Origin of the sequence: Streptomyces sp. NPDC012888, assembly GCF_042900645.1 — a bacterium.
Classification (GTDB): domain Bacteria; phylum Actinomycetota; class Actinomycetes; order Streptomycetales; family Streptomycetaceae; genus Streptomyces.
The window spans coordinates 226,786-253,091 of record NZ_JBIBBM010000003.1 but is presented as its reverse complement, the minus strand read 5'-3'; the positions used below and the strand labels follow the sequence as shown (position 1 = coordinate 253,091).

21 protein-coding genes are annotated in these 26,306 nt (G+C 73.8%); 11 read left to right on the top strand and 10 right to left on the bottom strand.

What is annotated here, in order from left to right; translation table 11 throughout:
* The first annotated feature begins 169 nt into the window (after positions 1–169).
* On the top strand, positions 170–2,146 hold the full coding sequence (locus ACFY61_RS06045; protein ID WP_389467528.1) for a helix-turn-helix domain-containing protein: 1,977 nt from the start codon (positions 170–172) through the stop codon (positions 2,144–2,146).
* Here ACFY61_RS06045 and ACFY61_RS06040 read toward each other — a convergent pair.
* A complete protein-coding gene (locus ACFY61_RS06040) occupies positions 2,119–3,321 on the bottom strand; it encodes an IS701 family transposase (protein ID WP_389467526.1) in 1,203 nt (400 codons plus the stop codon). The genes ACFY61_RS06045 and ACFY61_RS06040 overlap by 28 nt on opposite strands.
* Positions 3,322–3,559: 238 nt before the next feature.
* Positions 3,560–4,048, bottom strand: coding sequence for a phospholipase (locus ACFY61_RS06035; protein WP_389467524.1), 489 nt, complete (start codon positions 4,046–4,048; stop codon positions 3,560–3,562).
* Positions 4,049–4,211: 163 nt separating this feature from the next.
* On the opposite strand from ACFY61_RS06035, the gene ACFY61_RS06030 reads away from it, so the two are divergent.
* The gene (locus tag ACFY61_RS06030) at positions 4,212–4,709 is read left to right on the top strand and encodes a hypothetical protein (protein WP_389467522.1); all 498 of its coding nucleotides are present in this window, start codon (positions 4,212–4,214) and stop codon (positions 4,707–4,709) included.
* 7 nt (positions 4,710–4,716) lie between these two features.
* Here ACFY61_RS06030 and ACFY61_RS06025 read toward each other — a convergent pair whose 3' ends face one another.
* On the bottom strand, positions 4,717–5,502 hold the full coding sequence (locus ACFY61_RS06025) for an alpha/beta fold hydrolase (RefSeq protein WP_389467520.1): 786 nt from the start codon (positions 5,500–5,502) through the stop codon (positions 4,717–4,719).
* Between the two features lie 67 nt (positions 5,503–5,569).
* On the opposite strand from ACFY61_RS06025, the gene ACFY61_RS06020 reads away from it, so the two are divergent.
* The 4 genes from ACFY61_RS06020 (at position 5,570) to ACFY61_RS06005 (ending at position 10,393) form a co-directional block, all read left to right on the top strand.
* Positions 5,570–6,295, top strand: a complete 726-nt coding sequence (locus ACFY61_RS06020; RefSeq protein WP_389467518.1) for a 4'-phosphopantetheinyl transferase family protein — start codon at positions 5,570–5,572, stop codon at positions 6,293–6,295.
* 125 nt (positions 6,296–6,420) lie between these two features.
* The gene (locus ACFY61_RS06015; protein ID WP_389467517.1) at positions 6,421–7,653 is read left to right on the top strand and encodes a S8 family peptidase; all 1,233 of its coding nucleotides are present in this window, start codon (positions 6,421–6,423) and stop codon (positions 7,651–7,653) included.
* A 150-nt stretch (positions 7,654–7,803) separates the two neighbouring features.
* A complete protein-coding gene (locus ACFY61_RS06010; RefSeq protein WP_389467514.1) occupies positions 7,804–9,090 on the top strand; it encodes a hypothetical protein in 1,287 nt (428 codons plus the stop codon).
* A gap of 265 nt (positions 9,091–9,355) precedes the next feature.
* Positions 9,356–10,393: a WxL protein peptidoglycan domain-containing protein gene (locus ACFY61_RS06005; RefSeq protein ID WP_389467512.1), complete on the top strand. Its 1,038-nt coding sequence runs from the start codon at positions 9,356–9,358 to the stop codon at positions 10,391–10,393.
* Positions 10,394–10,468: 75 nt separating this feature from the next.
* On the opposite strand, the gene ACFY61_RS06000 is transcribed toward ACFY61_RS06005, so the two are convergent.
* The 4 genes from ACFY61_RS06000 to iolC are packed head-to-tail and all read right to left on the bottom strand — an operon-like array spanning position 10,469 to position 15,699.
* Positions 10,469–11,968 carry a CoA-acylating methylmalonate-semialdehyde dehydrogenase gene (locus tag ACFY61_RS06000; RefSeq protein ID WP_389467509.1) on the bottom strand — a complete coding sequence of 500 codons (1,500 nt, stop codon included), beginning with the start codon at positions 11,966–11,968 and terminating at the stop codon, positions 10,469–10,471.
* Positions 11,969–11,981: 13 nt separating this feature from the next.
* Positions 11,982–13,838, bottom strand: coding sequence for a 3D-(3,5/4)-trihydroxycyclohexane-1,2-dione acylhydrolase (decyclizing) (gene iolD, locus ACFY61_RS05995; protein ID WP_389467506.1), 1,857 nt, complete (start codon positions 13,836–13,838; stop codon positions 11,982–11,984).
* Positions 13,835–14,785 (bottom strand): 5-deoxy-glucuronate isomerase, encoded by a 951-nt coding sequence (gene iolB / locus ACFY61_RS05990; protein WP_389467503.1) that lies wholly within the window; start codon positions 14,783–14,785, stop codon positions 13,835–13,837. Before iolB ends, iolD begins: the two co-directional genes overlap by 4 nt.
* Positions 14,776–15,699: a 5-dehydro-2-deoxygluconokinase gene (gene iolC / locus ACFY61_RS05985; RefSeq protein ID WP_389468169.1), complete on the bottom strand. Its 924-nt coding sequence runs from the start codon at positions 15,697–15,699 to the stop codon at positions 14,776–14,778. The genes iolB and iolC overlap by 10 nt, the downstream gene beginning before the upstream one ends.
* Before the next feature lie 78 nt (positions 15,700–15,777).
* On the opposite strand from iolC, the gene ACFY61_RS05980 reads away from it, so the two are divergent.
* The 3 genes from ACFY61_RS05980 to ACFY61_RS05970 all read left to right on the top strand — a co-directional run bounded on the left by ACFY61_RS05980 (position 15,778) and on the right by ACFY61_RS05970 (position 18,230).
* Complete coding sequence (locus tag ACFY61_RS05980) at positions 15,778–16,692, top strand: sugar phosphate isomerase/epimerase family protein (protein WP_389467500.1); 915 nt, start codon at positions 15,778–15,780, stop codon at positions 16,690–16,692.
* 70 nt (positions 16,693–16,762) lie between these two features.
* Positions 16,763–17,776 (top strand): Gfo/Idh/MocA family protein, encoded by a 1,014-nt coding sequence (locus ACFY61_RS05975; RefSeq protein WP_389467498.1) that lies wholly within the window; start codon positions 16,763–16,765, stop codon positions 17,774–17,776.
* A gap of 253 nt (positions 17,777–18,029) precedes the next feature.
* Entirely contained in the window at positions 18,030–18,230 is a 201-nt protein-coding gene (locus tag ACFY61_RS05970) for a helix-turn-helix transcriptional regulator (protein WP_389467496.1), read from the top strand.
* Positions 18,231–18,243: 13 nt separating this feature from the next.
* On the opposite strand, the gene ACFY61_RS05965 is transcribed toward ACFY61_RS05970, so the two are convergent.
* Positions 18,244–20,523, bottom strand: a complete 2,280-nt coding sequence (locus ACFY61_RS05965) for an MMPL family transporter (RefSeq protein WP_389467493.1) — start codon at positions 20,521–20,523, stop codon at positions 18,244–18,246.
* A gap of 271 nt (positions 20,524–20,794) precedes the next feature.
* Between ACFY61_RS05965 and ACFY61_RS05960 the strand changes: the two genes are divergently transcribed.
* Together ACFY61_RS05960 and ACFY61_RS05955 are read left to right on the top strand one after the other, a co-directional pair.
* Entirely contained in the window at positions 20,795–21,499 is a 705-nt protein-coding gene (locus ACFY61_RS05960; protein WP_389468166.1) for a TetR/AcrR family transcriptional regulator, read from the top strand.
* A gap of 346 nt (positions 21,500–21,845) precedes the next feature.
* A complete protein-coding gene (locus tag ACFY61_RS05955; protein WP_389467491.1) occupies positions 21,846–22,079 on the top strand; it encodes a heavy-metal-associated domain-containing protein in 234 nt (77 codons plus the stop codon).
* Positions 22,080–22,469: 390 nt separating this feature from the next.
* On the opposite strand, the gene ACFY61_RS05950 is transcribed toward ACFY61_RS05955, so the two are convergent.
* Both ACFY61_RS05950 and ACFY61_RS05945 read right to left on the bottom strand, forming a co-directional pair.
* Complete coding sequence (locus tag ACFY61_RS05950) at positions 22,470–23,759, bottom strand: citrate synthase (protein WP_389467488.1); 1,290 nt, start codon at positions 23,757–23,759, stop codon at positions 22,470–22,472.
* A 167-nt stretch (positions 23,760–23,926) separates the two neighbouring features.
* Complete coding sequence (locus tag ACFY61_RS05945; RefSeq protein WP_389467485.1) at positions 23,927–26,155, bottom strand: ATP-dependent RecD-like DNA helicase; 2,229 nt, start codon at positions 26,153–26,155, stop codon at positions 23,927–23,929.
* Positions 26,156–26,306: the final 151 nt, after the last annotated feature.

The following is a 26,306-nucleotide window of genomic DNA, read 5'->3' as shown; positions in this document are numbered from 1 at the left end:
CACTACCAGTGAAACCCAACCGGCCGATACCGTGTCAAATCCCCTGCCAGATGGAACCTTTCACTCCCTTTACGCCTCCACCCATTGACAATTGACCCTGCAGCGTGCGGTCGCCTAGATTCCCCCGGCAGAGCGGTTGTGCACCCCCCGACGTGAGGAAACAACCCAGATGGCATTACCTGCCCTGCCTACGCACGCCGGTCTCCTGACCGTGCTGGAACTTCTCGCCCGCGAAGCTCCCGCCGGCGCCTACGACGAACTGCGGGCACCCGCCGCCGCGCCCGGCGCGACCCCCGTCGGGGACGAGCGGCGCGAACAGCTCGACCAGGCGCTGCGCCTCGCCGACCGCGTGCGGGACCGGCTCGGCCGGCACCAGCAGCGCGAGGCCGTGCTCTCCGCCCTGGTGGACACCGCCCACGACCTGACCCTGCCCCACGACCTGGACGCGCTGCTCCGCGTGATCACCCGTCGGGCCCGGCTGCTGCTCAACCTGGACATGGCGTACATCAGCTTCCACGACGAGGAGACCGGCGACAGCTACGTACGCACCGCGGACGGCCACGCCACCGCCCTGACCATGGGGTTCCGCGTGCCCACCGGCACCGGCCTCGGCAACTCGGTCCGGACCTCCAGCGCCCCGTTCTGGACCCCCGACTACCTGGCCGACGACCAGGTCTCGCACCACCGGGTCATCGACGAGGTGGTCCGCGCCGAAGGGCTGCGGGCGATCATCGCGGTGCCCCTGCGGCACCGCGACTCCGCCCTGGGAGTGCTGTACGCCGCCGACCGGGACGTCCGGCACTTCACCCCGGACGAGATCTCCCTGATGTCCTCGCTGGGCGACCTCGCCTCGGTGGCCATCGAGAAGACCCGGGTGCTCGGCCGGGCCCGCGCCGACATCGCCGACCTGGAACTCCACACCTCCCGGGTCAGCACCGAACTGGCCGCCGAGCGGCGGGCCGGCGAGGCCCACGCCCGGATGACCGAACTCCTGCTGTCCGGCGGCGACCTGGGAGGGCTGCTGGCGCTCACCGCCGAGACGCTCGGCGGGACCGTCGCAGTCCTCGACCCCGACGGGACGGTCGTGGCCGCCTCCGGAGCGCCGCCGGGCGAGCTGCCCACCGCGCCGGAGCTGGCCCTGGCCGTCTGGGAGGCGCACACCGGCCGGGCACCGGTGCCCCTGCCCGCCGGCGGCCGGCTCGCCCCGGTCACGGCGGGCTCCGAATGCCTCGGCGGTTTGCTGGTGCACACATCGGAACCGCTGACCGAGACCGGACTGCGGCTGCTCCGGCTCGCGGCCGGTTCCACCGGCGTGCTGATGCTGATGCACCGCAGCACGACCGTCGCCGAGAGCCAGGTCCGCGAGGAGTTCTTCGACGACCTGCTGACCGTGCCCGGCCGGCCGCCGGCGCAGCTCCGGGACCGGGCCCGGCGGCTCGGCGTCGACCTGGAACGCCCGTACGCCGTGGTGGTGGTCCGGCCCGAGGGCGGTTCGCAGGGCCGGGCGGTGGTCTGGGCCTCGTCGTACGCGCTGCGCCACGGCGGGCTGGCCACCGTACGCGGCGGCTGCCTCACCCTGCTGCTGCCCTCGGAGGATCCCGGGGCCACCGCCCGGCAGGTCTCCGACGAGCTGACCCCGCTGCTCGGCCACCCGGTCACCGTCGGCGCCGCCGGACCCACCCGCGGCATGGAGGAGATCGAACCCACCCACGCCGAGGCCGGGCGCTGCCTGTCCGCCCTCACCTCGCTCGGCGGCACCGGCACCTCCGCCGCCGCCCGCGAACTGGGCTTCCTCGGCCTGCTCCTGGGCGACCAGCACGACGTCGCCGGGTACATCGCCGACACCCTCGGCCCGGTCATCGACTACGACACCCAGCGGCTGACCAACCTGGTGCAGACCCTGGAGGCGTACTTCGACTCCGGCAGCAGCCCCACGTACGCCGCCGAGGCCCTGCACGTGCACCCCAACACGGTCTCCCGGCGGCTGGAACGGATCACCGCCCTGCTCGGCGAGGACTGGCAGGAGCCGGCCCGGGCCCTGGAGGTGCAGCTCGCGCTGCGCCTGCACCGCACCCGGGACCAGCTCGCCCCCGCGGGCGGGGCGAGCGCCGCCGCGGATCACGCGGACCGTTTGCGGGAGCCGTAGGCCGCGCCCCGCACGCCCGTCGCCGGCGCCTGAGTCCGGCTCCGCGCCGTCGCCTGGGCCGGGCGTGGGGCCGGCACCGGCACCGCGGCGGGTGCGACGGCCGCCGTCGCCGGGCGGCCGGCCCCGCGCTGCTCCTGGGCCAGCGCCCAGGCCGCGTGCGCGGCGGAGGCCAGCGTGATGTGCCGGTGCCAGCCCTGGAACGAGCGGCCCTCGAAGTCCCGCATGCCCACCCGCTCGGACACCTCGGCGAACTCCCGGTCCACCCGCCGGGACAGCTCGGCGAGCCGCAGCAGCCCGGCCGGCGGCGCACCGACCAGGTCGGTCAGCCAGAACCGGTCCGGCCGGCGGCGCGGGTCACCCCAGTCGGCCAGCAGCATCACCGGCCGCACCAGGCCCCCCGCGCGTACCGGCTCCACCTGGACCGCCGCGGTGAAGGCGGTGCGGGCGGTCCCGTCGGCCCCGTCGGCGTAGCGCACCGGCCGCCGAAGCATCCTGGCCGCCTCCATCACGGTGCCCGCCCGGGACTCGGTACGGCCGATGCCCGGCAGGTGCGGGTCGACCACGGTCACCGGCACGTTGGGCAGGACCTGCATCAGGAACGGCACCCCAGCCGCGACGAACCGGCGCGGGAGCAGCTCGTGCCCGTCCTCCACCGGGTCCAGGACCACCGGCAGCCGGCGCGGCGTCCGCAGGTCCACGATGTCCAGCGCGGCACGGGCGGCGCACTCGGCGGGGGTCGTCTCCACCGGGAGGTGCAGGTTCCAGTTGACCGGGGCACTGACCTCGTCGCCCGCGGCCCACGCGCCGAACGCCAGCTGCCCGTTGACCATGTGACCGAGCCGGGTGTCGAAGCGGCGCTCCACGCCCACGGTGTGCGCGCCCGACTTGGGGATCACCATCGGCTTGACCACCCAGGCCTGGAGGCCCAGGGACCGCTCCAGCCGCGCCGCGAGCGCCTCGCGCACGGCCTGCCAGTCCCAGGTCGAGCAGCTGATGAAGTGGTGCAGGCTCTGCTCGCCGGCCGGCATCCCGGCGTGCGCGGCGATGTTCCGCATGGTCTTGCGCCCGGGAGCGGTCAGCAGCCCCCGGGTGTACAGCTCCGCCTTGCGCCGCTGGTCCGCGCGCGGCAGCGAGTCGAAGACCGAGGTGCACAGTCCGGCCGCCACGTCCTCCACCGCCGCGCGCGTCCATCGCGGCCGGGTTACCTCCAACCGTCGTGAGCCCATGCCCCCGCCCCTCGTCCCTCGTCCTGGTCAGCCTGAGTCCCCCTCAGCTTCGGGGCGGGGCCGGAGCCGGCACGAGGGTCGCTCGTCACACACCTGCGGCGGACGGTGGTGGCCGGGTCACCACCACCCGGCGCGACGGGCCGTCAGGCGGGTCCGGGCGGGCAGCGGGTGTGTGGCTGGACCACCATCAAACCTGTCGCTCGACCGGAACGGCACCGAACAGCCTGACCGCCCGGTAGTACGTCCACGCGGTGCCGTCGCAGGAGGTCCTCCGCGCCCCGGCGTAGCGGGCGCAGACCCGCTTAAGGTCGGCGTGGAAGGCGTCGTCCAGCCGTGCCTTCGCGGCTTCGAAGCCGCCGGCCAGGCGGTGGTTGCGGTAGCCGAAGTCGTGCCGGGCGCAGGCGGTGGCGAAGGGGAAGCCGAAGGGGTTGTCGGGCGAGGTGGTGCAGAGGTCGGTCGACCAGTCGAACCCGTACGCCGCCCAGGCCGCCCGGTCGGCACGGGCGGCGGCCCAGGCGTCGTGGCTGGCGGCCGTGACCTGCGTCCAGCGGCTGAGCACCAGGGGTTTGTCGGCGGGGGCGGGGGCGGGGGCGGCCTGGGCGGCCGGGCCCGCGGCCAGCACCAGCAGGGCCGCCACCGCACCGGCCGCGGCGGGCGTCGCACGTCGACGGCGCATCGTGTTCCTCCGGTCCGCGGGCGTCCGGCTTGGCTCCCGCGTTCCGGTGGTACCGCGCACCGGCCGTCCGTCCACGGGTGGAGGCCGGTATCCCCCCGAAGGTGGAGCAGGTTCGCACTGAAGACCGATTCCGGACCGCCCCGGGAGACGGAGACTGGGACCCATGAAGCGTCCTCTCGTCATCGCCGCCGCCACCGTCGGGGTGCTGGGCACCGCCGCGTTCGCGCTGCCGAACCTGCCGCCGAACGCACTGACCGACGTCGTCAACGAGCGGGTGTTCGACGAGAAGGACCGGAGTTACCGGTCCGCGGCGGACACGGCGGCGCTGCCGGCCTGGGTGCCCGGGGACGCGCGCAACGTGCGGTTCAAGGTGAAGACCACCGGGCGGGCGAAGCTGCTCCGGTTCACCGTCGGCGCCTCGGGCTGGGAGGGGCCGCGCTGTTCGGGCACCCCCGCGCGGGTGGACGCGCCCGAACTCGACGCGAGGTGGTGGGCGCCCGGACGTACCGGACGGGCCGACCCGGCCGACCGGGCCGACCAGGCGGTCCAGGCCCGCGCGGAGTGCCGGGACGCCGAGCAGTACCGGGTCGTGGTGCGCGGCAAGCGCGTCTACGCCTGGACCAACGGCGAGCCGTCGCCGGCGGGCCGGGGGACCCGCTAGACGGGCGCTAGACGGCGTCGTCGGCGAGGGCCCGGGCGGTGGCCTCGGCGAAGCCCTCCGGGTTGTCGAGCATGATGTTGTGCCCGCAGTCCGGGACCGCGACGACCCGTACCCCGGCGGCCCGCAGCTCCTCGGCCCCGGCGAGCGGCGCGTCCGCGGCCGGCAGCAGGAAGGTGCGCGGCACCTTCAGGTTCAGCAGGAGTTCCCGCATGGTCGGGACGGTGCCGGCGGCGAGGTGGACGGCGCTGCGGTACAGGGCCGTCCGGCCCGCCAGCCGCATGGTCGACCACCAGTGGGCGCCGACCCGGTCGCGGACCTCCGCCCAGCCGCCGGCCAGGAACTCCTCCTCGGTGTAGGTGGCGATGCCACTGCTGCCGGCCGTGCCGCGCACCGGCTCCACCGGGTCGAGGTTGGCGTCCACGAGGACCAGCCGGGACACCAGGTGCGGGTGACGGGCGGCCAGGACGACCGCCACCGCGCCGCCCATGCTGTGCGCGATCAGTTCGGCTCCCGCCGGGCCCGCCGCGCCCGCCGCCTCCAGTGCCTCCGCGAGCGCGTCCGCGTGCGCCTCCAGCGTGTACGGGAACGCCTCCGGCCGGTCGCTGTGCCCGTGCCCGAGCAGGTCGACCAGCAGGGAGCGGCGGCCGGCCAGCAGCGGGTGGACCGCACCGGCCGCGAAGTAGGCGGGCGCTGTCGCGCCGAGACCGTGCAGGTAGACCCGGGCGGGCCCGGGTCCCGGGAACTCCACCCATCTGATCCGGTCGCCCCCGGTCGTGACCACGGCGCTCTGCATGTGCTGCTCCCCCGTCCTCGACGTCTGTCGACGTCTGTCGACGGTGATCCTCTCGTACTCTCGTCGGGTGATCGAGTACGTGAAGGAACTCGGCGAGGCGGTAGCGGTGACCGGAGCCCCGCCCGCGCCCGCCCGGCCCCCGGGTCCCGCGGGCCCGGCCGTGGACGTGTGGTCGCTGGACATCTCCCGGCAGGTGGTCGGCGGCCACCCGGTGGCCGGGGCACTGCCGTTGCTGGACGACGCCGAGCGGGAACGGGCGGCCCGGCTGCTGCGCCCGGCCGACCGTCACCGCTACCTCGCCTCGCACGTCGGCCTGCGCGTCCTGCTCGGCGGCTACCTGGGGCTGGCCCCGCAGGAGGTGGCGCTGGTGCGCGAGGTCTGCCCGGGCTGCGGCGGCCCGCACGGCCGCCCCGCGGTGGCCGGAGGCTCCCTGCACTTCTCCCTCTCGCACAGCGAGGACCGGGCCTACCTGGCGTTCGCCGCGGTCCCCGTCGGGGTCGACGTGGAGGCCTGGCCGGCGCCGGCCGCGGTGGCCGACGTGGTCGGCACCCTGCACCCCCGGGAGTCGGCCGAGGTGCGGGCGCTGCCGGAGCCGGCCAGGCCGGCCGCGCTGGCCCGGATCTGGACCCGCAAGGAGGCCCTGCTCAAGGGCACCGGAGAGGGCCTGGGTTCGGGGGTGGCCGAGCCGTACGTGGGGTCGGCACCCGACCCGGCGGCAGTGCCCGGCTGGTCCCTGCTGGACCTGCCCGCACCGCACCGCTACGCGGCGGCGCTCGCGGTGGCCGCGGCGTAGCCCCCCGCATCCGGGCCGCGTTGCCCCCGCCGCCGGTCCGCGTGGCTCCGCCCCGGGCGGCGTGTCGTGCGGCCAGTCGGCGCACCCTCCGTGCGGGCCCGGCAGGGCTCGGCCAGCGTGGCGGCATGAGACCGATCACCCCCCTGCTGCCGGCCGCCGCGCTGCTCGCCGCGGCCGCGGTCGTGCCCGCCCGGGCAGCCGCGGCCACGGAGGGCCCCGCCGCTCCCGCAGTCACCGCAGTCACGTCCACCACCGCCACCTTCGCCTACGTCGTCGCGCTCAGGGACACCGGTGCGCGGGCGCTGACCCGTTCCCTGGCCGCCGAGGCCGCCGAGGCCGGGGACCGCGTCGGCCCGGTCTTCGGGGCCGCGCTGAACGGGTTCGCCGTACGCACCACCGCGGCTCGGGCCGCCGAACTGGCCGCGGATCCACGGGTGGCCTCGGTGGAGCCGGACACGCGGTTCCGGATCGCCGACACCCAGCCGGAGGCACCCTGGCAGCTGGACCGCCTGGACCAGCCGGCCCTCCCGCTCGACGGCTCGTACGACTACCCGGCGACGGGCGACGGGGTGAACGTCTACGTCCTGGACACCGGGATCGACACCGGGCACCGGGAGTTCGGCGGCCGGGCGGTGCACGGGCACAGCGCGGTGCGCTCCGAGGGGCCCGGGGACTGCAACGGCCACGGCACGCACGTCGCGGGCACGGTGGGCGGGACCAGGTACGGGGTGGCGAAGGGGGTCCGGCTGATCTCGGTGAAGGTGGCCGACTGCGAGGGCTGGGGCTCGCTGTCGGGGATGCTTTCCGGCCTGGACTGGATGGTGCGCCACCACGCCTCGGTGCGCTCGGCGACCCCCGTCCCGTCGGTGGCCAACATGAGCATGGGCGGTGGCCGGAGCCGCCTGTTGGACGGCGCGGTGCGGCGGGCGGTGGCCCGGGGCATCACGTTCGTCGCGGCGGCCGGCAACGACAACCGGGACGCCTGCCGCTCCTCCCCCGCCTCCGTCCCCGAGGCGGTCACGGTCGGCGCCACCGACGCACGCGACCGGCGGGCGCCCTTCTCCAACCACGGCCGCTGCGTGGACATCTCCGCGCCGGGAGTCGGCATCACCTCCGCCTGGCCGGGCGGCGGCACCGGGGCGGCGGCCCGCACCATGACCGGTACGTCCATGGCCGCGCCCCAGGTGGCCGGGGCGGCCGCGCTGGTCCTGGCGCGGCAGCCGAAGGCGACCCCGGCGCAGGTGGCGGAGGCCCTCGTACGGGAGTCCGTGCCGGGCCGCATCACGGGCATGCCGGCCGGCACCCCGAACCGGCTGCTCCAGGTGCCCGCCGCGGTCACCCTGCCCGACTTCCCCTGATGGGACATCAATTTCTGTGCGTTTCGGAGGAAGGGAAGTCATTGACTTCTTCCGGGCGCGACGCGTCAATGACGGCCACCGCACCGGCTCGGCCTCCCCCGCACAGCGGGTGGGGGGAGGGGTTCGTCATGACGAAGGAGTCGCGACCCAGTGAGTACCGATAGGTTCCGAAGAGTGGTGGCCGGGGCGGGAGCCCTCACCCTGGCCCTGACGGGTGGCGTGGTGGGCCTGGCGGCGACCGCGCAGGCGGCGACGAAGACCACGACCGTGTTCGTGGAGTGCGACGCCCCGGCACCCCAGCCGGACGGGTCCGGCAACCAGACCTTCGCCGTCACCCTGCCCGACACCGCCAAGGCCGGCGACACCGTGCCGATCACCGTGGACGCCGGGCCCAGCCCCCTGCTCCCGCAGTTCGCGGTCACCACCGAGAACACCACCAAGATCACTCTGGTGGTCGGGCAGGGGCTCCAGACCATCGTCGGCGACCCGGAGACGGTCACCGTCACCCCCGGTGTCCCGCTCGACCCGAAGCCCGTCGTCAAGACCGTCAAGGTCCCGGACGGCACCGAGGGCACCACCGTCGACGTCAGGCTGGACGTGATCGTGACGGACGCCAGCCTCGGCGGGACCGTCTTCACCACGACCTGCACGCCCAAGCCCCGGCCCAGCGCCACGCTGAACTCGATCGCGGTCGAGGCGCTCCCGAAGGACCCGGTCACCACCCGGCTGACGCCCAACAGCGGCAAGGCGGGCACCAAGGTCGTCGCCACCGGCGCCAACTTCCCGGCCGGCGGGGTGACCTGCTCCGCCCTGCTGGCGGGCACCGCCACCGGCGACACCGGCTCCGGCACCGCGGACGCCTCCGGCGCCGCGACCTGCGAGCTCACGGTCAGCGAGAAGGCCGACGAGATCCGGATCGACGGCGGCGCCGGCAAGCCGTTCGTCTTCCTCGAGGAGCAGCCGGGCGTGAAGAACCCGGTGGACGTCGAGGTGCTGCCCGGCCCGCTCGCCATCGGTCCCAAGGACGGCTTCCCGGCCGCCCAGTGGGGCTCGGTGACCATCAACGGCAAGCCGCAGAACGTGATCGGCGCGTTCAACGCCGCCACCGTGCAGGACTTCCGCGGCGGCAGCCTCGGCTGGGACGTCACCGCCACCCGTACTCCGTTCCTGAACGAGAGCACCGGGCACGCGATGACCAAGGCGCAGATCGGCATCCAGCCGACCTGCACCGTCACCAACCCGGACAGCCCGAGCACCTGCACCGCCGGCGCGCCCGGCGCGATCACCGGCACGCCGATGCAGGTGGCGTCGTCACCCGCGGGCGGGGACCAGCTGACCGGTGGTGAGTTCGCCGTGGGCGGCGCCGGGATGATCCAGCTCCCGCCGTTCATGTTCGCCGACACCTACCAGTCGGTCGTGACCTTCTCGATCGCCTGATCCGATCCCTCCGGGTGGTGGGGGGGGGGGGGGGCCCCCCCCCCCCCCCCCCCCCCCCCCCCCCCCCCGCCCCCCCCCCCCCCCCCCCCCCCCCCCCCCCCGCGGGCCGGGCGGGCGGCGCCCCCCCCCCCCCCCGCCCGACGCCCCCCCCCCCCGGGGGCGGGGGCGGGGGGGCGCGGGGGGGCCGCCGGGCGGGGGGGGGGGGGGGCGGGCCCCCCCCCCCCCCCACCACCCTTCCCCGTCCGCCTCCCCTGGAGCCCCGCCCATGCGCATCCGCACCCGTCTCCTGCTGCTGCTCGGCGTACTGCTCCCGCTCGCCACCGGGCTGGTGCCGGGCGCCGCCGCGCCGGCCACGGCCGCCGACAACGGCAGCTGGGGCGTGTTCCCCACCCCGCCGGCGGGCGCGTCCATGCCGGACCGGGCGTACTTCTTCCACCAGGGGGCGGCCGGCGCCACGGTCACCGACAGCGTCACCGTCCGCAACGGCTCCGACCGCGAGCTGACGTTCCGCGTCTACGCCACCGATGCCGTGAACACCCCGGTGGGCGGGGCGTTCGCCCTGCTGCCGGTGGAGACCGCGCCCGGCGGGCTGGGCCGGTGGGTCCGGCTGGGTCCGGAGGCCTCCGGCACCGTCACCGTCCCGGCCGGGGGCCGCGAGGACATCCCCTTCACGGTCACCGTGCCGGAGGACGCCACCCCCGGCGACCACGTCGGCGGGATCGTCGCCCTGGGCACAGCGACAGAGGGCACGGAGGGTGACCGGAAGGTCAAGGTGGGCGTCCGCCGCTCGGTCGGCGCCCGCCTCTACTTCCGCGTGCCCGGCCCCCTCACCCCGGGCCTGGGCGTGGAGGACGTACGCGTCGACCGCCGCGCGCCCCTCCTGCCCTGGCTGGACGACGCGCCGGCCACCGTCACCTACACCCTGGTCAACCGCGGCAACGTGGTGATCGACCCGACCGTCTCCCTCCGTGCCCGCGGCCTGTTCGGCCGGGAGGTGTGGGACCGCCCCCGCAAGGACCTGAAGCTGGCCCTGCTCCCCGGGCAGCGCGTGGAGCTGAAGGAGACCTGGCCCGACACGCCGCAGCTGGACCGGGTCACCCTGACCGTCACCGCGGGCTCCGCCGAACACCCGGACCTGACCTCCTCCTCGGACGCCCGCTTCACGGCGGTCCCCTGGCCCGCCGCCGGCGCCCTCCTGCTCCTCACCGGCGCGGCCCTCGCCGCCTGGACCCTCCGCCGCCGCCGCGCGCCGGCCACCACCCCGCCGGCCGCGGCGGACCGTACTCCGGCGACCACCCCCTGACCCGGCGTACGGACAGCAGGAACCCCCGGCCGGTGAGGGGTGGCCGGGGGTTCTGCGGACCGGGGGCGGGGTGGGTCAGTGGTTGCGGGGGAAGCCGAGGTCGACGCCGGCGGGGGCCTCCGACGGGTCGGGCCAGCGGGTCGTGACGACCTTGCCGCGGGTGTAGAAGTGGATGCCGTCGTTGCCGTAGATGTGGTGGTCGCCGAAGAGGGAGTCCTTCCAGCCACCGAAGGAGTGGTAGCCCACCGGCACCGGGATCGGCACGTTCACGCCGACCATGCCCGCCTCGATCTCCAGCTGGAAGCGGCGGGCCGCGCCGCCGTCCCGGGTGAAGATCGCCGTGCCGTTGCCGAACGGCGAGGCGTTGATGAGGGCCACGCCCTCCTCGTAGGTCTCGGCGCGGAGCACGCACAGCACCGGGCCGAAGATCTCGTCGCGGTAGGCGTCGGAGTCGGTCTTGACGTTGTCCAGCAGGGACAGGCCGATCCAGTGGCCGTCCTCGAAGCCCTCGACGGTGTGGCCGGTGCCGTCCAGGACCACGTCCGCGCCCTGGGCGGCGGCGCCGTGGACGTAGGAGGCGACCTTGTCGCGGTGCGCCTTGGTGATCAGCGGGCCCATCTCCGACGCCGGGTCGTTGCCCGGGCCGATCTTGATCTTCTCGGCGCGCTCGCGGATCTTCTCGACCAGGGCGTCACCGATGGCTCCGACGGCCACGACGGCCGAGATGGCCATGCAGCGCTCGCCGGCCGAGCCGTACGCGGCGGAGACCGCGGCGTCGGCGGCCGCGTCGAGGTCGGCGTCCGGCAGGACCAGCATGTGGTTCTTGGCGCCGCCCAGGGCCTGCACGCGCTTGCCGTTGGCGGACGCGGTGGTGTGGATGTACCGGGCGATGGGGGTGGAGCCGACGAAGGAGACGGCGGCCACGTCCGGGTGCGAGAGCAGCGCGTCCACCGCCACCTTGTCGCCGTGGACGACGTTCAGCACGCCGTCCGGCAGACCGGCCTCGGACGCCAGCTCGGCCAGCTTGTTGGCGGCCGACGGGTCCTTCTCGCTCGGCTTGAGGACGAAGGTGTTGCCGCAGGCGACGGCCAGCGGGAACATCCACATCGGGACCATCGCCGGGAAGTTGAACGGGGTGATGCCGGCGACCACGCCCAGCGGCTGGCGGATGGCGGCCACGTCGACCCGGTTGGAGACGGACGTCGACAGCTCGCCCTTGAGCTGCGTGGTGATCCCGCAGGCCAGCTCGACGATCTCCAGGCCGCGCGCGACCTCGCCCAGCGCGTCCGAGTGCACCTTGCCGTGCTCGGCGACGATCAGCTCGGCGATCGCGTCCCGGTTGGCGTCCAGCAGCGCCCGGTAGGCGAACAGCACCTTGGTGCGGGCGGCCAGCGAGGACTGGCCCCAGCTCTGGAAGGCCTCCTTGGCGACGCGTACCGCGGCGTCCACCTCGTCCGCCGAGGCCAGCGCGACCTGGGTGGTGACCTGGCCGGTCGCCGGGTCGGTGACCGGGCCGTAGTTGCCCGACGCGCCCTCGACGGTCTTGCCACCGATCCAGTGGTTGACGGTCTTCATTAGCGTTGCTCCTTCACAGATGGCGACGTCGCTGCGCGGCTTGCCGGTCGTACTCTTCACGGGCCTCGATCGCGGACGGACGGGTCGCGGTCTCGGCCACGGGAACATCCCACCACGCCTGCGCGGAGGGCGGGCCCGACACAGTGTCGGGCGTTCGGGTCCGTGTGTAGACACATGTGGGACGGTCCGCGGCCCGCGCCTCGGCGAGCGCTTCCCGCAGGTCACGGACGGTGTGGGCGCGGATCACGGCCATCCCGAGGGAGGCCGCGTTGGCGGCGAGGTCCACCGCCCCCGGGCCGGCGTCCCGGAATCCGGTGCCGAGCCGTTCGCCGCCCACCGCCTCGGAGAGCCCCCCGATGGAGGCGTACCCCCGGTTGTCGAGGACGACCAGTTTCAGCGGGACGCCCTCCTGCACGGCGGTGGCCAGTTCGGTCGGGTTCATCAGGTACGTGCCGTCGCCGACCAGCGCCCACACCGGCCGGCCGGGCTCGGCGAGGGCCACGCCGAGCGCGGCCGGGATCTCGTAGCCCATGCAGGAGTAGCCGTACTCGACGTGGTACTGGAGCGGGGACCGGGTCCGCCACAGCTTGTGCAGGTCACCGGGGAGCGAGCCGGCCGCGTTGACGAGGACGTCGTCGCCGGTGACCACGGCGTCGAGGGCCCCCAGGACCTGCGCCTGGGTGGGGGCGGCGTCCGGGTCCCCGGCGTGGAAGGCCAGGTCGACCCGCCGCTCCCAGTCCGCCTTGGCGGCGGTGTACGCGGCGGTGTAGCCGGACTCCACGCGGTGGCCGCCGAGCAGGGCGGCGAGTTCCCCGAGCGCTTCGCGGGCGTCGGCGACGAGGGGGCGGGCGGCCAGTTTGTGCGCGTCGTACGGGTCGAGGTTGAGGCCGAGGAACCGGACAGCGGGGTCCTCGAACAGGGTCGCTGATGCCGTGGTGAAGTCGGTCAGCCGGGTCCCGGCGGCGATCACCAGGTCGGCGCGGCGGGCCAGCGCGTTCGCGGTGGCGGTCCCGGTGTGGCCGATGCCGCCCACGTCGGCGGGGTGGTCGTGGGGCAGGGCGCCCTTGCCGGCCTGGGTGGACGCGACGGGGATGCCGGTGGCCTCCGCGAACGCGGCCAGCTCGGCCTGGGCGCCGCTGTGCCGGATCCCGCCGCCGGCGATCAGCAGCGGCCGGGCTGCCGCCTTCACGGCGTCCGCGGCTGCCTCCAGCTCCGTGCGGTCGGGCCGGGGGCGGCGCACGGTCCAGACGCGTTCGGCGAAGAAGTCCACCGGCCAGTCGTGGGCCTCCGCCTGGACGTCCTGGGGCAGGGCGAGGGTGACGGCGCCGGTGGCGACCGGGTCGCTGAGCACCCGCATGGCCTGGAGGGCGGCGGGGACCAGCGCTTCGGGGCGGGTGATCCGGTCGAAGTAGCGGGACACCGGCCGCAGCGTGTCGTTGACGGACACGTCGCCGGCCCAGGGCACTTCGAGCTGCTGGAGCACCGGGTCGGCGGGCCGGGTGGCGAAGGTGTCGCCGGGCAGCAGCAGGACCGGGATCCGGTTGACGGTGGCGAGCGCCGCGCCGGTGACGAGGTTGGTGGCGCCGGGCCCGATGGAGGTGGTGACGGCGTGCGCGGACAGGCGGCCGCTGTGGCGGGCGTACCCGACGGCGGCGTGCACCATGGCCTGCTCGTTGCGGCCCTGGAGGAAGGGCATGTCCTTCCCGCCGGTCTCCAGCAGCGCCTGGCCGATCCCGGCGACGTTGCCGTGGCCGAAGATGCCCCAGGTGGCGGCGATCAGGCGGTGCCGGCGGCCGTCGCGTTCGGTGTACTGGCGGGCCAGGAAGGCGATCAGCGCCTGGGCGGTGGTCAGTCTGGTCGTGCGGCTCATCGGGCGGTGTCCTCCGCACGGTGGAAGGGCAGCCGCGGGTCGACGGGCTTCCCCGGCCAGGTGTCCCGGATCCAGGCGTGGTCGGGGTGGTCGCGGATCAACCACTCTCGGGTGGCGTCGGGGCCCGCCATGACGTTCAGGTAGTACATGTCGTGCCCGGGAGCGGCGATGGACGGGCCGTGCCAGCCGTCGGGGATCAGCACGGCGTCGCCGGACCGCACCTCGGCGAGGACGTCGGTCTTCCCCGCGGGGGACGGTGTCACCCGCTGGTAGCCGACGCCGGGGGTGGCGCCGTGCGGGGCGATCTCGAAGTAGTAGATCTCCTCCAGCCGGGACTCCTCCCCGGGATGGTGCTCGTCGTGCTTGTGCGGCGGGTAGGAGGACCAGTTCCCGCCGGGGGTGAGGACCTCCACCGCGATCAGGCGGTCGCACTCGAAGGTGTCGGCGGCGGCGAAGTTGTTGACCTGCCGGGAGCAGGTGCCGCGGCCGCGGAGTTCCACGGGGACGTCGGCGGCAGGGCCGTACCGGGCGGGCAGCCGCCGCTCGCACACGGCCCCGGCGAGCGCGAACCGCCCCCCGCCCGCGGACCGCACCTCGACCCACCCGTCACGCGGCGCGTACGCGAAGTCCGTGACCCCGTCGAACACCCCGCTCCGCCCGCGCAACCGCATCACCCGCTCCGCGGCGCCGGGGTCCGGTCCGGCCCCGCCGGTGTCCGGGGCGCCGAGGGCGGGGCGGGGAGTCCCGGAGGGGTCCGGGCGGAGCCCGGGACCGGGATCGGGCGGCGGGGTGGGGGGCGCCTCCGCGCAGCGGACCTCGCACCCGCCGGCCAGCGGCAGCACGATCCACTCCAGCTCGCCGCAGGCGAACGCGTACGTCTCGCCCGCCGCGAGCTCCACCACCCGCAGCCGGGTGAGATCCAGCCCGTGTTCCGAGATCAGCGGCACCCGCCCAGCACCTCCTCCACCTCACCGGCATACGGCATCGCCGCCCCGCAGGCCAGCCGCCCCGCCACGATCGCTCCCGCGGCGTTCGCGTAGCGCACCGTCCGTTCCACCTCCCAGCCCGCCAGCAGCCCGTGGCACAGGGCGCCGCCGAACGCGTCACCTGCGCCGAGGCCGTTGACCACCTCGACGGGGACGGGCGGGACCTCGGCCACCGTGCCGTCCCGGTGCACGGCCAGCACGCCGTCGGGGCCGCGTTTGACCACCGCCAGGTCCACGCCCGCCGCCAGCAGCGCCCGGGCCGCCGCGTGCGGCTCCTTCTCGCCGGTCGCGACCTCGCACTCCTCCGCGTTGCCCACCGCGACCGACGCTCCCGCCAGGGCCCGCGCGTACGGTCCGGCGGGGTCCTCGGCCCCGTCCCACAGCGCCGGGCGCCAGTCCAGGTCGAAGACGGTCAGCGGGGACCGGTCGCGCGCGGCGAGCGCCGCCAGGGTCGCCGACCGGCTGGGTTCGGCGCTGAGGCCGGTGCCGGTGATCCAGAAGGCCCGGGCCGCCCGGACCGCCGCGAGGTCGAGCTCGCCGGGGTGGATCCGCAGGTCGGGCGCCTGGGGTTCGCGGCGGAAGTGGATCGGGAAGTGGTCGGGCGGGAAGAGCTCGCAGAAGGTCAGCGGCGTGGGCAGGCCCTCGACCTCACCGGCCCAGCGGTCGTCCACGCCGAAGCGCCGGAGTTCGGCGCGGAGGTACCCGCCGAAGGGGTCCGCTCCGGTCCGGGTGATCACCGCGGTGCGCCGGCCGAGACGGGCGGCCGCCACCGCGACGTTGGCCGGGGAGCCGCCGAGGAACTTGCCGAAGGTCTCGGCCTCGGCCAGCGTCACCCCGCTCTGCAGCGGGTACAGGTCCACCCCGATCCGGCCCATGGTGATCAGGTCGAACGGATCCGTGCTCACAGTCGGAACCTCCAGTGTCCAGGCGCGGTGCGGCCTAAGCTGGCCGCTATGACGTCCTCCCCGCACGCGTTGTCCCGTATCCGTGTCGGTTCGGCCCCGGACTCCTGGGGGGTGTGGTTCCCCGAGGACCCGGCGCAGACGGGGTGGGAGCGGTTCCTCGACGAGGTCGCCGAGGCGGGCTACGAGTGGATCGAACTCGGCCCGTACGGCTACCTCCCCACCGATCCCGTGCGGCTGGCGGAGGAGACCGCCGCGCGGGGGCTGCGGGTCTCGGCCGGCACCGTCTTCACCGGACTCCATCACGGCCCGGCGGTCTGGGAGCAGACCTGGGAGCACGTGTCGCGGGTGGCGGAGCTCGCCCGGGGCGTGGGGGCGGGTCACCTGGTGGTGATCCCGTCGTTCTGGCGGGACGACAAGACCGGCGCGGTGCTGGAGGACCGGGTGCTGACGGCCGGGCAGTGGCGGGACCTGGCGGAGCAGACGGAGCGGCTGGGCCGGGAGGTCGAGGACCGGTTCGGACTGCGGATCGTGGTGCACCCGCACGCGGACACGCACGTGGACACCCCGGAGAACGTGGCCCGGTTCCTGGACGCGACCGACGCGGAGACGGTCTCGCTGTGCCTGGACACCGGGCACTACGCGTACTGCGGCGGGGACAGCGTGGAGCTGATCGAGACGTACGGGGAGCGGATCGGCTACCTGCACCTCAAGCAGGTGGATCCGCGGGTGCTGGCCGAAGTGGTGGCGCAGCAGGTCCCGTTCGGCCCGGCGGTGGCGCGCGGCGTGATGTGCGAGCCGCCGTCGGGGGTGCCCGCGCTGGAGCCGGTGCTGGCGGCGGCCCAGAAGCTGGGGGTGGAGCTGTTCGCGATCGTGGAGCAGGACATGTACCCGTGTCCGCCGGAGCGCCCGCTGCCCATCGCCCGGCGTACCCGGGACTACCTGCGGACCTGCGGCGCCCGTTGAGGCGAGGGGGGACGGGGATGGGGACGGGCATGGGGACGGCCACGGGGACGGGATCGAGGAGGAGGGGTCGATGAGCGGCACGCTCGGGGTGGCGGTGATCGGTGCCGGGAGGATGGGTGCCGACCACGTGCGCCGGTTCGGTGTGACGGTGGGCGGGGCCCGGGTGGTGGCGGTGGCCGACCCGGACGGTGACCGGGCGAAGGAGGTCGCCGCCTCGGCGGAGGGGGCGAGCGCCCATACGGATCCGGCGGCGGCGCTGGCCGCCCCGGGGGTCGGGGCGGTGGTGATCGCGTCGCCGGGCCCGGCCCACGAGGAGGCGCTGCTGGCCGCGCTGGAGCTGGACCTGCCGGTGCTGTGCGAGAAGCCGCTGACTCCCGACGCGGCGGGTGCGCTGCGGGTGCTGGAGGCGGAGCAGCGGCTGGGGCGGCGCCGGATCCAGGTGGGCTTCATGCGCCGCTACGACGCCGAGTACGTGCGGCTGAAGGAGCTGCTGGACGCGGGCGGGATCGGGCGGCCGCTGTTCCTGCACTGCCGGCACCGCAACGCCTCCTCGCCGTCGTTCTTCACCAGCGGGATGCTGATCAGCGATTCGGTGGTGCACGAGGTGGACGCCGCCCGCTGGCTGCTCGGGCAGGAGGTCACCGCGGTGTCGGTGCTGTCCCCGGCGTCCTCGGCCGGGGCTCCGGAGGGGCTGAGGGATCCGCAGCTGGTGCTGATGGAGACCTCCGGCGGGGCGATCGTGGACGTCGAGGTCTTCGTCAACTGCGGCTTCGGCTACCAGGTGCGGTGCGAGGCGGTGGGCGAGGCGGGCAGCGCCCGGATCGGCGAGGGCCGGACGATGGACGTCGAGGCCGCGGGCCGCCGGTCCGAGGAGATCGTCCAGGACTTCACGGTCCGCTTCGCGGACGCCTACGACCGCCAGTTGCGGGCCTGGGTGGCGGCGGCCGCCCGGGGCCGGGTCACCGGCCCGGACGCCTGGGACGGGTATGCCGCGGCCGCCGTGTCGGAAGCAGGGCTGACGGCGCTGCGCACCGGAGTCCGCACCCCCGTGGAGATGGCCGGACGGCCGCCCCTGTACCACTGATCCGCGCTCCGCGCCCGTACGACACCCCCGCTCCCCCCTCCGCTCCCGTGTCACTTCTGTCACGGCGGTGGAGCGGCTGTCACGCATGTCCGCGTTACGCGGGCCTTCCGTCACAGCCACACCACAGCCGCTCCCCTGCGCTCACCCGGTGTCGTTCTACGGGCACAACCCGAGTGATCGTCACCGTCCGTGCCCCGGTCCCCCCGACGGCCTCCCGGCCGCCCCTGCGGCGCGGACAAGGAGGTGCCCCGACATGACCGACCGGAAGCTGTGGTCGTACAAGGAGATCGCCGCCCACATCCGGGTCCAGCCCGACACCGTCCGCTCGTACCGCAAGCACGGGCTCCTCCCCCCGCCCGACCACGTGGAGGCCGGGAAGCCGTACTGGTACGCGGACACGATCCGCGCCTGGGTGGCGCGCCGTCCCGGCAACCGCGGCCGCCGGGACGACTAGACGGTCCTGCGTCCTACCGCGTTCCGGCCGGCTGGCGCTCCGGCCGGGACCCGGCCGGCGGGACCCCGGGTGTGCCCGCCTCCGGGCCTGCCGTCTCCGGTCCGGGGCGGTGTCCGGGGCCGGGGGCGGGGTCGCCCTCGCTGAGCCCGAACCGCTCGTGCAGTCTGCGCAGCGGGCCGGGCGCCCACCAGGTGGCGCGGCCGGTCAGCTTCATCACCGCCGGCACGAGCAGGCTGCGGACCACCATCGCGTCCATCAGCACGGCCAGCGCGATGCCCAGCCCGAGCATCTTGGTGTTGGTCACCCGTGAGGTGCCGATGGCCACCATCACCACGGCCAGGATGACGGCCGCCGCGGTGATCAGCCCGCCCGTGCGGGCCAGTCCGGTCCGCACGGCACCCTCGTGGTCCCCGGTGCGCTCGTACTCCTCCTTGATCCTCGATATGAGGAAGACCCCGTAGTCCATGGAGAGTCCGAAGGCGATGCAGAACATCAGCACCGGCAGGGTGGTCTCGATGTCTCCGGTGGCGGTGAAGGAGAGCAGTCCGGAGAGGTTGCCCTCCTGGAAGACCCACACCACCGCGCCGAACATGGCGGTCAGGCTGAGGGCGTTGAGCAGGACGGCCTGGAGGGGTATCAGCACGCTGCCGGTGAGCAGGAAGACCAGCAGCAGCGTGGCGGCCACGATCAGAGCGAGGGCCCAGGGCAGGCGTTCGGCGATGGCGTCCTGCGCGTCGACCAGCACGGCGGCCTGCCCGGTGACCGCCGTGTCGAAGGGCGCGGTGACGGACCGGACCTCTCCGACCAGGTCCTGTGCCTGCCGGCCGACGGCCTCGCCCTCTCCGAGGACGGTGAAGTAGGCGTACTGGCCCGAGCCGACCGGTCCTTCGGCGCGCAGCACTCCGGGGAGGTCCTCCAGGTGGGCCCGGTAGGCGCCGAGTTCGGCCGGGGTCGCGGGGCCCTCGGCGAGGACGACCAGTTCGGATCCGGGGCTGCCCGGGAAGCCGTCCCTGATGTGCTGCTGCACCACGTGCGGTTCGGCGCCGGCCGGCAGCTGCCGGTCGTCGACCGTGCCGAACCTGACTCCGAGGAAGGGCAGGCCGAGCAGGAGCAGTCCGACGGTGGTGGCGACGGCGAACAGAGGTGCCCGGCGCATCACCAGGGCCGTCGAGCGGGCCCATCCCCGGCCGGTCTCCTCGGGCGCGGGCCGAGCCGCGCTCGGGCCGCGCCGCCACAGGCGGCGCAGGTCCAGGGAGTTGACCCGCTCACCGAGCAGCAGCAGGGCGGCCGGCAGCAGGACCAGCGCCGCCGCGGCGGCGATCAGTACGACGGCGATCCCCGCGTAGGCGAAGGAGCGGAGGAAGTACATCGGGAACAGCAGCATCGCGGAGAGTGCCACGGCGACCGTGAGGGCCGAGAACAGGACGGTCCGCCCGGCCGTCCGCAGGGTGGTCCCGACGGCGGCCGCCGGGTCCTTCCCGGCGGCGAGTTCCTCCCGGAAGCGGCGGACGATGAACAGGGCGTAGTCGATGGCGAGGCCGAGGCCGAGCGCGGTGGTGAGGTTCATGGCGAACACCGAGACGTCGGTGAACTCGGTGAGCCCGCGCAGCACGGCATTGGTGCCGAGGATGGCGACGATGCCGACGCCCAGCGGCAGCAGGGCCGCGATGGCGCTGCCGAAGACGAGGACGAGCAGGACGAGGGTGACCGGCAGGGCGATCAGCTCGGCCCGGACCAGGTCCTCCTGGATGGTGGCGGTGACCTCCGCCTGTACGGCGACCGGTCCCCCGATGGACACCTCCACCGGGCCGTGGGTGCCGCGCAGTCCGGGGGCGATCCGGTCCAGGACCGCGGTGGCGGCCTTCTCGTCGCCCTGCACCCGGGCGGCGATCAGGCCCTGCCGGCCGTCCTCGGAGCGCAGCGCGGGTGAGGGGTCCTGCCAGTACGACCCGACCGGCACGACGCCCTGCTCGGCGGCGAGCCGGGCGGTCAGCCGCGCCGCTTCGGCGGCGACGGCGGGGTCGTCGACCCCGGCGGTCCCGGTGTCGAGGAGCAGCAGGAGGTTGGGCTGGGAGGCCGGGAACTCGCGCTCCAGCACACGGGTGGCGTAGGTGGACCGCGCGTCGGGGTCCTCCCAGCCGCCGCTCCCCATCCGGTCGGCCACTCCACCGCCCGCGATCACCGCAAGGGCCGTGACCACCAGGGCGAGCAGGAGTGACAGACGCGGCCGGGCGGTGACGATCCTGGTCCAGCGGCCCTCCCCCGAGGGCAGCTGGGTTTTGACTTCGGGCATGGCTCGGTGTCCCCTTCACCGTGATTGCCAGACGAAATAGACTGGCAAACACGAGCAGTCGCTCGCGTTTCTCAAGAATGCGAGCGATCACTCGCGTTTGTCAATCGCCCTTGGGAAGGAGGGCTTTGCCGTGTTGCCCGAGGAGAACCCCGCCCGGAAGGCCACCAGCACCGCGGAGCCGGCCCGCGAGGCCGCGGCGGAGCCGTCCGCGAAGTCCGCGGAGTCAGCGAAGTCCGGGAAGTCGGCGAAGTCCGGGAACTCCGCAGAGGCCGTGAAGCCCGCGGAGGCCGCACGGCCCACGAAGGCCACCCGCACCACCCGGGCCGCGAAGAAGGCCGCCGGGACCACCCCGACCACGGCCGCCCCCCGCCGCCAGGCGCGCGGCGAACGCCGCATCGCCCAGCTCCTCGAAGCCGCCGCCGGCGTGTTCTGCAAGTCCGGCTACGCCGCCGCGAGCACCAACTCGATCGCCCGCGAGGCCGGCGTGTCGCCCGGCACCCTCTACCAGTTCTTCCCGAACAAGGAGGCCATCGCCGTGGAGCTGGGCGGCCGGCTGCTCCAGCGGGCACACGAGATGCACGGCCAGGCCTTCCTGCCGGAGAACCTCGACCGGCCGCTGCCCGAGCTGCTGGACGCCGTCCTCGACCCGCTGGTCGAGTTCCAGTGCGAGAACCCGGCGTTCTGGGCCCTGATGCACGGATCCGGCGTGCCCGGCGTCGCCCTCGAACAGGAACACGAGGAGCTGCACACCGGCATGCTGGCCCGGGTCGAGGGGGTCCTGGCCCGCTTCCGGCCCGGGGCCACCCCCGCCGAGCTGGACCTGGTCGCCAACATGGTCCTGGGCATCTTCAAGTCCTCGATGGACCTCATCCTGGCCAGCGAGGGCGACCAGCGCGCCGCCTACAAGGCCGAACTCAAGGCGGTGCTGCTGCGCTACCTGGAGCCCATGGTCACCACGACTCCCCCGACGCGCTGACCCGGGGCGCGGGCCCGCCCTCCGGCGCCCCGGCCGGTCCGCGCGGCCACGACCGGAGGCCGGCCCGCGGGAAGAGCGGCACGGAGACCATCCCGGCGCCCACCAGCGCCGCGGCCTCGCCGGACGCCGGTACGCCCTGGACACCCAGCGCGGCGCGGCGTAGGCCGGCAGCGGCGCGATCACCGCGATGGATCGACCAGGATCAGCGTGCCCGCAAGCGCCATACGCGCCATTTACATATGGTTCACGCTACTTGTCCACTTGATGGAGAACGCCACGCTCGCTTAATACCCCCTAGGGGTATAGGCTGCGCCACCTACCGCACGTACCCGAAGAGGAGAACGACATGACCGCCGAGACGGACACCCAGACCACCACCGTCTACCGCGTGACCGGCATGACCTGCGGGCACTGCGAGGGCGCGGTGACCACCGAGCTGTCCGGCCTCCCGGGCGTGACCTCGGTCAAGGCCGTGGCGGCCAGCGGCGAGGTCACCGTGGTCTCCCAGGCCCCGCTCGCCGACGAGGACGTGCGGGCCGCCGTGGACGAGGCCGGATACGAGCTGGCCGGCCGCGCCTGAGCGCCCTTCCCCCGGCCCACCCTCCCCCGTTCGCACACAGGTTCTTCACGGGAGACGCAGATCACAGTGATACCGACGTAACCATCGGGGGCCCTGGTGGGTCTAATGGGGCGATGCCGGGAACGCCTGGGGGGCGTTCCGCGGAGGTCTTGGGGGATGTCCGGGCATCAGCCGGCCGGGGCACGTGCCCACGGGGAGCTTTGAGCGGCCCTCCCGACCCGTACGGGTCCCGGCAGACCACTGAACACCCCGGCTCGGGTCCCGTGGGGGGAATCCGGTGCCGGGGAACGGAAAGCGCCCCGCTCGTCGACCCGTGGGGGGATCGACGGCGGGGCGCTTTTCTCTGTCCTGAGGGACGTCAGCCCTGAAGGGCGCGCGCCGCGAGGGACGTCAGCGGGACTCGACCGGGACGAAGTCGCGCAGGACCTCGCCGGTGTAGATCTGCCGCGGACGGCCGATGCGGGAACCCGGCTCCTTGATCATCTCGTGCCACTGGGCGATCCAGCCGGGCAGCCGGCCGAGCGCGAAGAGCACGGTGAACATCTCGGTCGGGAAGCCCATGGCCCGGTAGATCAGACCGGTGTAGAAGTCCACGTTCGGGTAGAGGTTGCGCTCGATGAAGTACTCGTCGGCGAGCGCGTGCTCCTCCAGCTTGAGCGCGATGTCGAGCAGCTCGTCGGACTTGCCGAGGGCCGAGAGGACGTCGTGCGCCGCGGCCTTGATGATCTTCGCCCGGGGGTCGAAGCTCTTGTAGACGCGGTGGCCGAAGCCCATCAGGCGGACGCCGTCCTCCTTGTTCTTCACCTTGCGGATGAAGGAGTCGACGTCGCCGCCGGAGGCCTGGATGCCCTCCAGCATCTCCAGCACGGACTGGTTGGCGCCACCGTGCAGCGGACCCCACAGGGCGCTGATGCCGGCGGAGACCGAGGCGAACATGTTCGCCTGCGAGGAGCCGACCAGACGGACGGTGGAGGTGGAGCAGTTCTGCTCGTGGTCCGCGTGCAGGATCAGCAGCTTGTCGAGCGCGGAGACCACGACCGGGTCGAGCTCGTACTCCTGGGCCGGCACGGAGAACGTCATGCGCAGGAAGTTCTCGACGTAGCCGAGGTCGTTGCGCGGGTAGACGACCGGGTGGCCGACCGACTTCTTGTACGCGTACGCCGCGATGGTCGGGAGCTTGGCCAGCAGGCGGATCGTCGAGAGGTGGCGCTGCTTCTCGTCGAACGGGTTGTGGCTGTCCTGGTAGAACGTGGACAGCGCGCTGACCACGGAGGACAGCATCGCCATCGGGTGCGCGTCGCGCGGGAAGCCGTCGTAGAACCGCTTGACGTCCTCGTGCAGCAGCGTGTGCTGGGTGATCTCGTTGCGGAACGACGCGAGCTGGTCGACGGTCGGCAGCTCACCGTTGATCAGCAGGTACGCGACCTCGATGAAGGTCGAACGCTCGGCCAGCTGCTCGATCGGGTAGCCGCGGTAGCGCAGGATGCCCTGCTCACCGTCGAGGTACGTGATCGCGGATTTATAGGCGGCGGTGTTTCCGTAGCCGCTGTCCAGGGTGACCAGACCTGTCTGGGCCCGGAGCTTCGAGATGTCGAAGCCCTTGTCGCCGACGGTGCTCTCGACCACCGGGTAGGTGTATTCACCGTCCGCGTACCGCAGTACTACAGAGTTGTCGCTCACGTCATCCCTCACCGACGTAGTGCCTCTTCTTCGAGGTGCCCTGACTGCCTCTACCTTCCCCCATTTGGCGCAGGAGAGTGCACTCGGGGTCGGCCTTTGGTGTTTTTGACGGCACTGAGTGCCGTCAACCCGCCTATCCTGCCCTCTCGGGGACGGATGCGGAAACCCTAGGTGATGTTTCCCACCGGTATGCGGCCGGACAGCCTAGGGGCGACCGCGGTGTACCTCCTGCCTGCGGAAACCGTACGCACCGCCTGACCAAGGGCCTTGCGCGAACCGACCAGCACGACCAGTTTCTTCGCCCTGGTCACCGCCGTGTAGAGCAGGTTCCGCTGGAGCATCGTCCAAGCACTGGTCGTGACGGGGATCACCACCGCCGGGTATTCACTCCCCTGGGAGCGGTGGATGGTGACGGCGTAGGCGTGAGCCAGCTCATCCAGTTCGTTGAAGTCGTATGTCACTTCCTCGTCCTCGTCGGTCCGCACCGTCAGGCGCTGCTCCTCCGGGTCGAGGGCCGTGACCACGCCCACGGTCCCATTGAATACCCCGTTGGCCCCCTTGTCGTAGTTGTTCCTGATCTGGGTGACCTTGTCGCCCACCCGGAACACCCGCCCGCCGAACCGCTTCTCGGGCAGCTGCGGCCGCCCCGGGGTGATGGCCTGCTGGAGCAGGGCGTTGAGGTTGCCGGCCCCGGCCGGGCCGCGGTGCATGGGCGCCAGCACCTGGACGTCCCGGCGCGGGTCCAGGCCGAACCTGGCCGGGATCCGGCGGGCCGCGACGTCCACGGTGAGCCGCCCGGCCTCCTCGGTGTCCTCCTCGGCGAACAGGAAGAAGTCCGGCAGGCCCTCCGTCAGCGGGGGCAGGCCGGTGTTGATGCGGTGCGCGTTCGTGACCACACCGGACTGCTGGGCCTGGCGGAAGATCCTGGTCAGCCGGACCGCCGGGACCGGACCTCCCTCGGCCAGCAGGTCCCGCAGCACCTCCCCCGCCCCCACCGAGGGCAGCTGGTCCACGTCTCCCACCAGCAGCAGGTGGGCACCCGGCGCCACCGCCTTGACCAGCTTGTTCGCCAGCAGCAGGTCGAGCATGGAGGCCTCGTCGACCACCACCAGGTCGGCGTCCAGCGGCCGGTCCCGGTCGTACGCCGCGTCCCCGCCGGGCTTGAGCTCCAGCAGCCGGTGCACGGTCGAGGCCTCCGCCCCGGTGAGCTCCGCGAGCCGCTTGGCCGCCCGGCCGGTGGGCGCGGCGAGCACCACCTTGGCCTTCTTGGCCCGGGCCAGCTCCACGATCGACCGCACGGTGAAGGACTTGCCGCAGCCCGGCCCGCCGGTCAGCACCGCCACCTTGCGGGTCAGCGCCAGCCGGACGGCGTCCCGCTGCTCGGGCGCCAGCTCGGCCCCCGTACGCCCGGCCAGCCAGCCCAGCGCCCGGTCCCAGTCGACGTCGCGGAAGCCGGGCATGCGGTCCTCCCCAGCGCCCAGCAGCCGGCGCAGCTGGGCGGTGAGGGACAGCTCGGCCCGGTGGAAGGGCACCAGGTAGACGGCGCTGAGCGGCGGGCCGCCGTCGGGGTCGGGCACGGACTCGCGCACCACCCCCTCGGGATCGGCGGCGAGGTCGGCCAGGCAGTCGATGACCAGCCCCGTGTCCACCTGGAGCAGCTTGACCCCGTCCGCGATCAGCCGCTCCTCCGGAAGGAAGCAGTGGCCCTGGTCGGCGGACTGGGACAGGGCGTACTGGAGTCCGGCCCTGACCCGCTCCGGACTGTCGTGCGGGATCCCCACCGCCTGGGCGATCCGGTCCGCGGTGAGGAAACCGATGCCCCAGACGTCGGCGGCGAGGCGGTAGGGCTGGTTCTTCACCACCGAGATGGAGGCGTCCTCGTACTTCTTGTAGATGCGGACGGCGATGGAGGTGGAGACCCCGACCCCCTGGAGGAAGACCATCACCTCCTTGATGGCCTTCTGCTCCTCCCAGGCCGCGCCGATCAGCCGGGTCCGCTTCGGTCCGAGACCCGGCACCTCGACCAGCCGCGCGGGCTCGGTCTCGATGACGTCCAGCGTGTCGGTCCCGAAGTGGTCGACGATCCGCTCGGCGATCCTCGGACCGATGCCCTTGATCAGGCCGGAGCCCAGGTAGCGGCGGATCCCCTGGACGGTGGCGGGCAGCACCGTACGGAAGTTCTCGCAGACGAACTGCCGCCCGTACTGGGGGTGGGAGCCCCAGCGGCCCTCCATCCGCAGCGACTCGCCCGGTTGCGCGCCGAGCAGGGACCCGACGACCGTGAGGAGGTCCCCACCCCCTCGCCCGGTGTCCACCCGGGCGACGGTGTAGCCGCTCTCCTCGTTGGCGTACGTGATCCGCTCCAGAACCCCTTCGACCACTGCCGTGTTGGACATGCCCCGAAGGTAGCGCCCCGGGCCGACATCCCACCGGGTCTGTGGAAAACCCAAGGGGGCCCGGCCTCACGGCCGGACCCCCTCACGGTTACCCCTCCCGTGCCGGACTTCCCGATCCCCCCGGATCCTCCCCCGGAAGTGCCGACGCAGA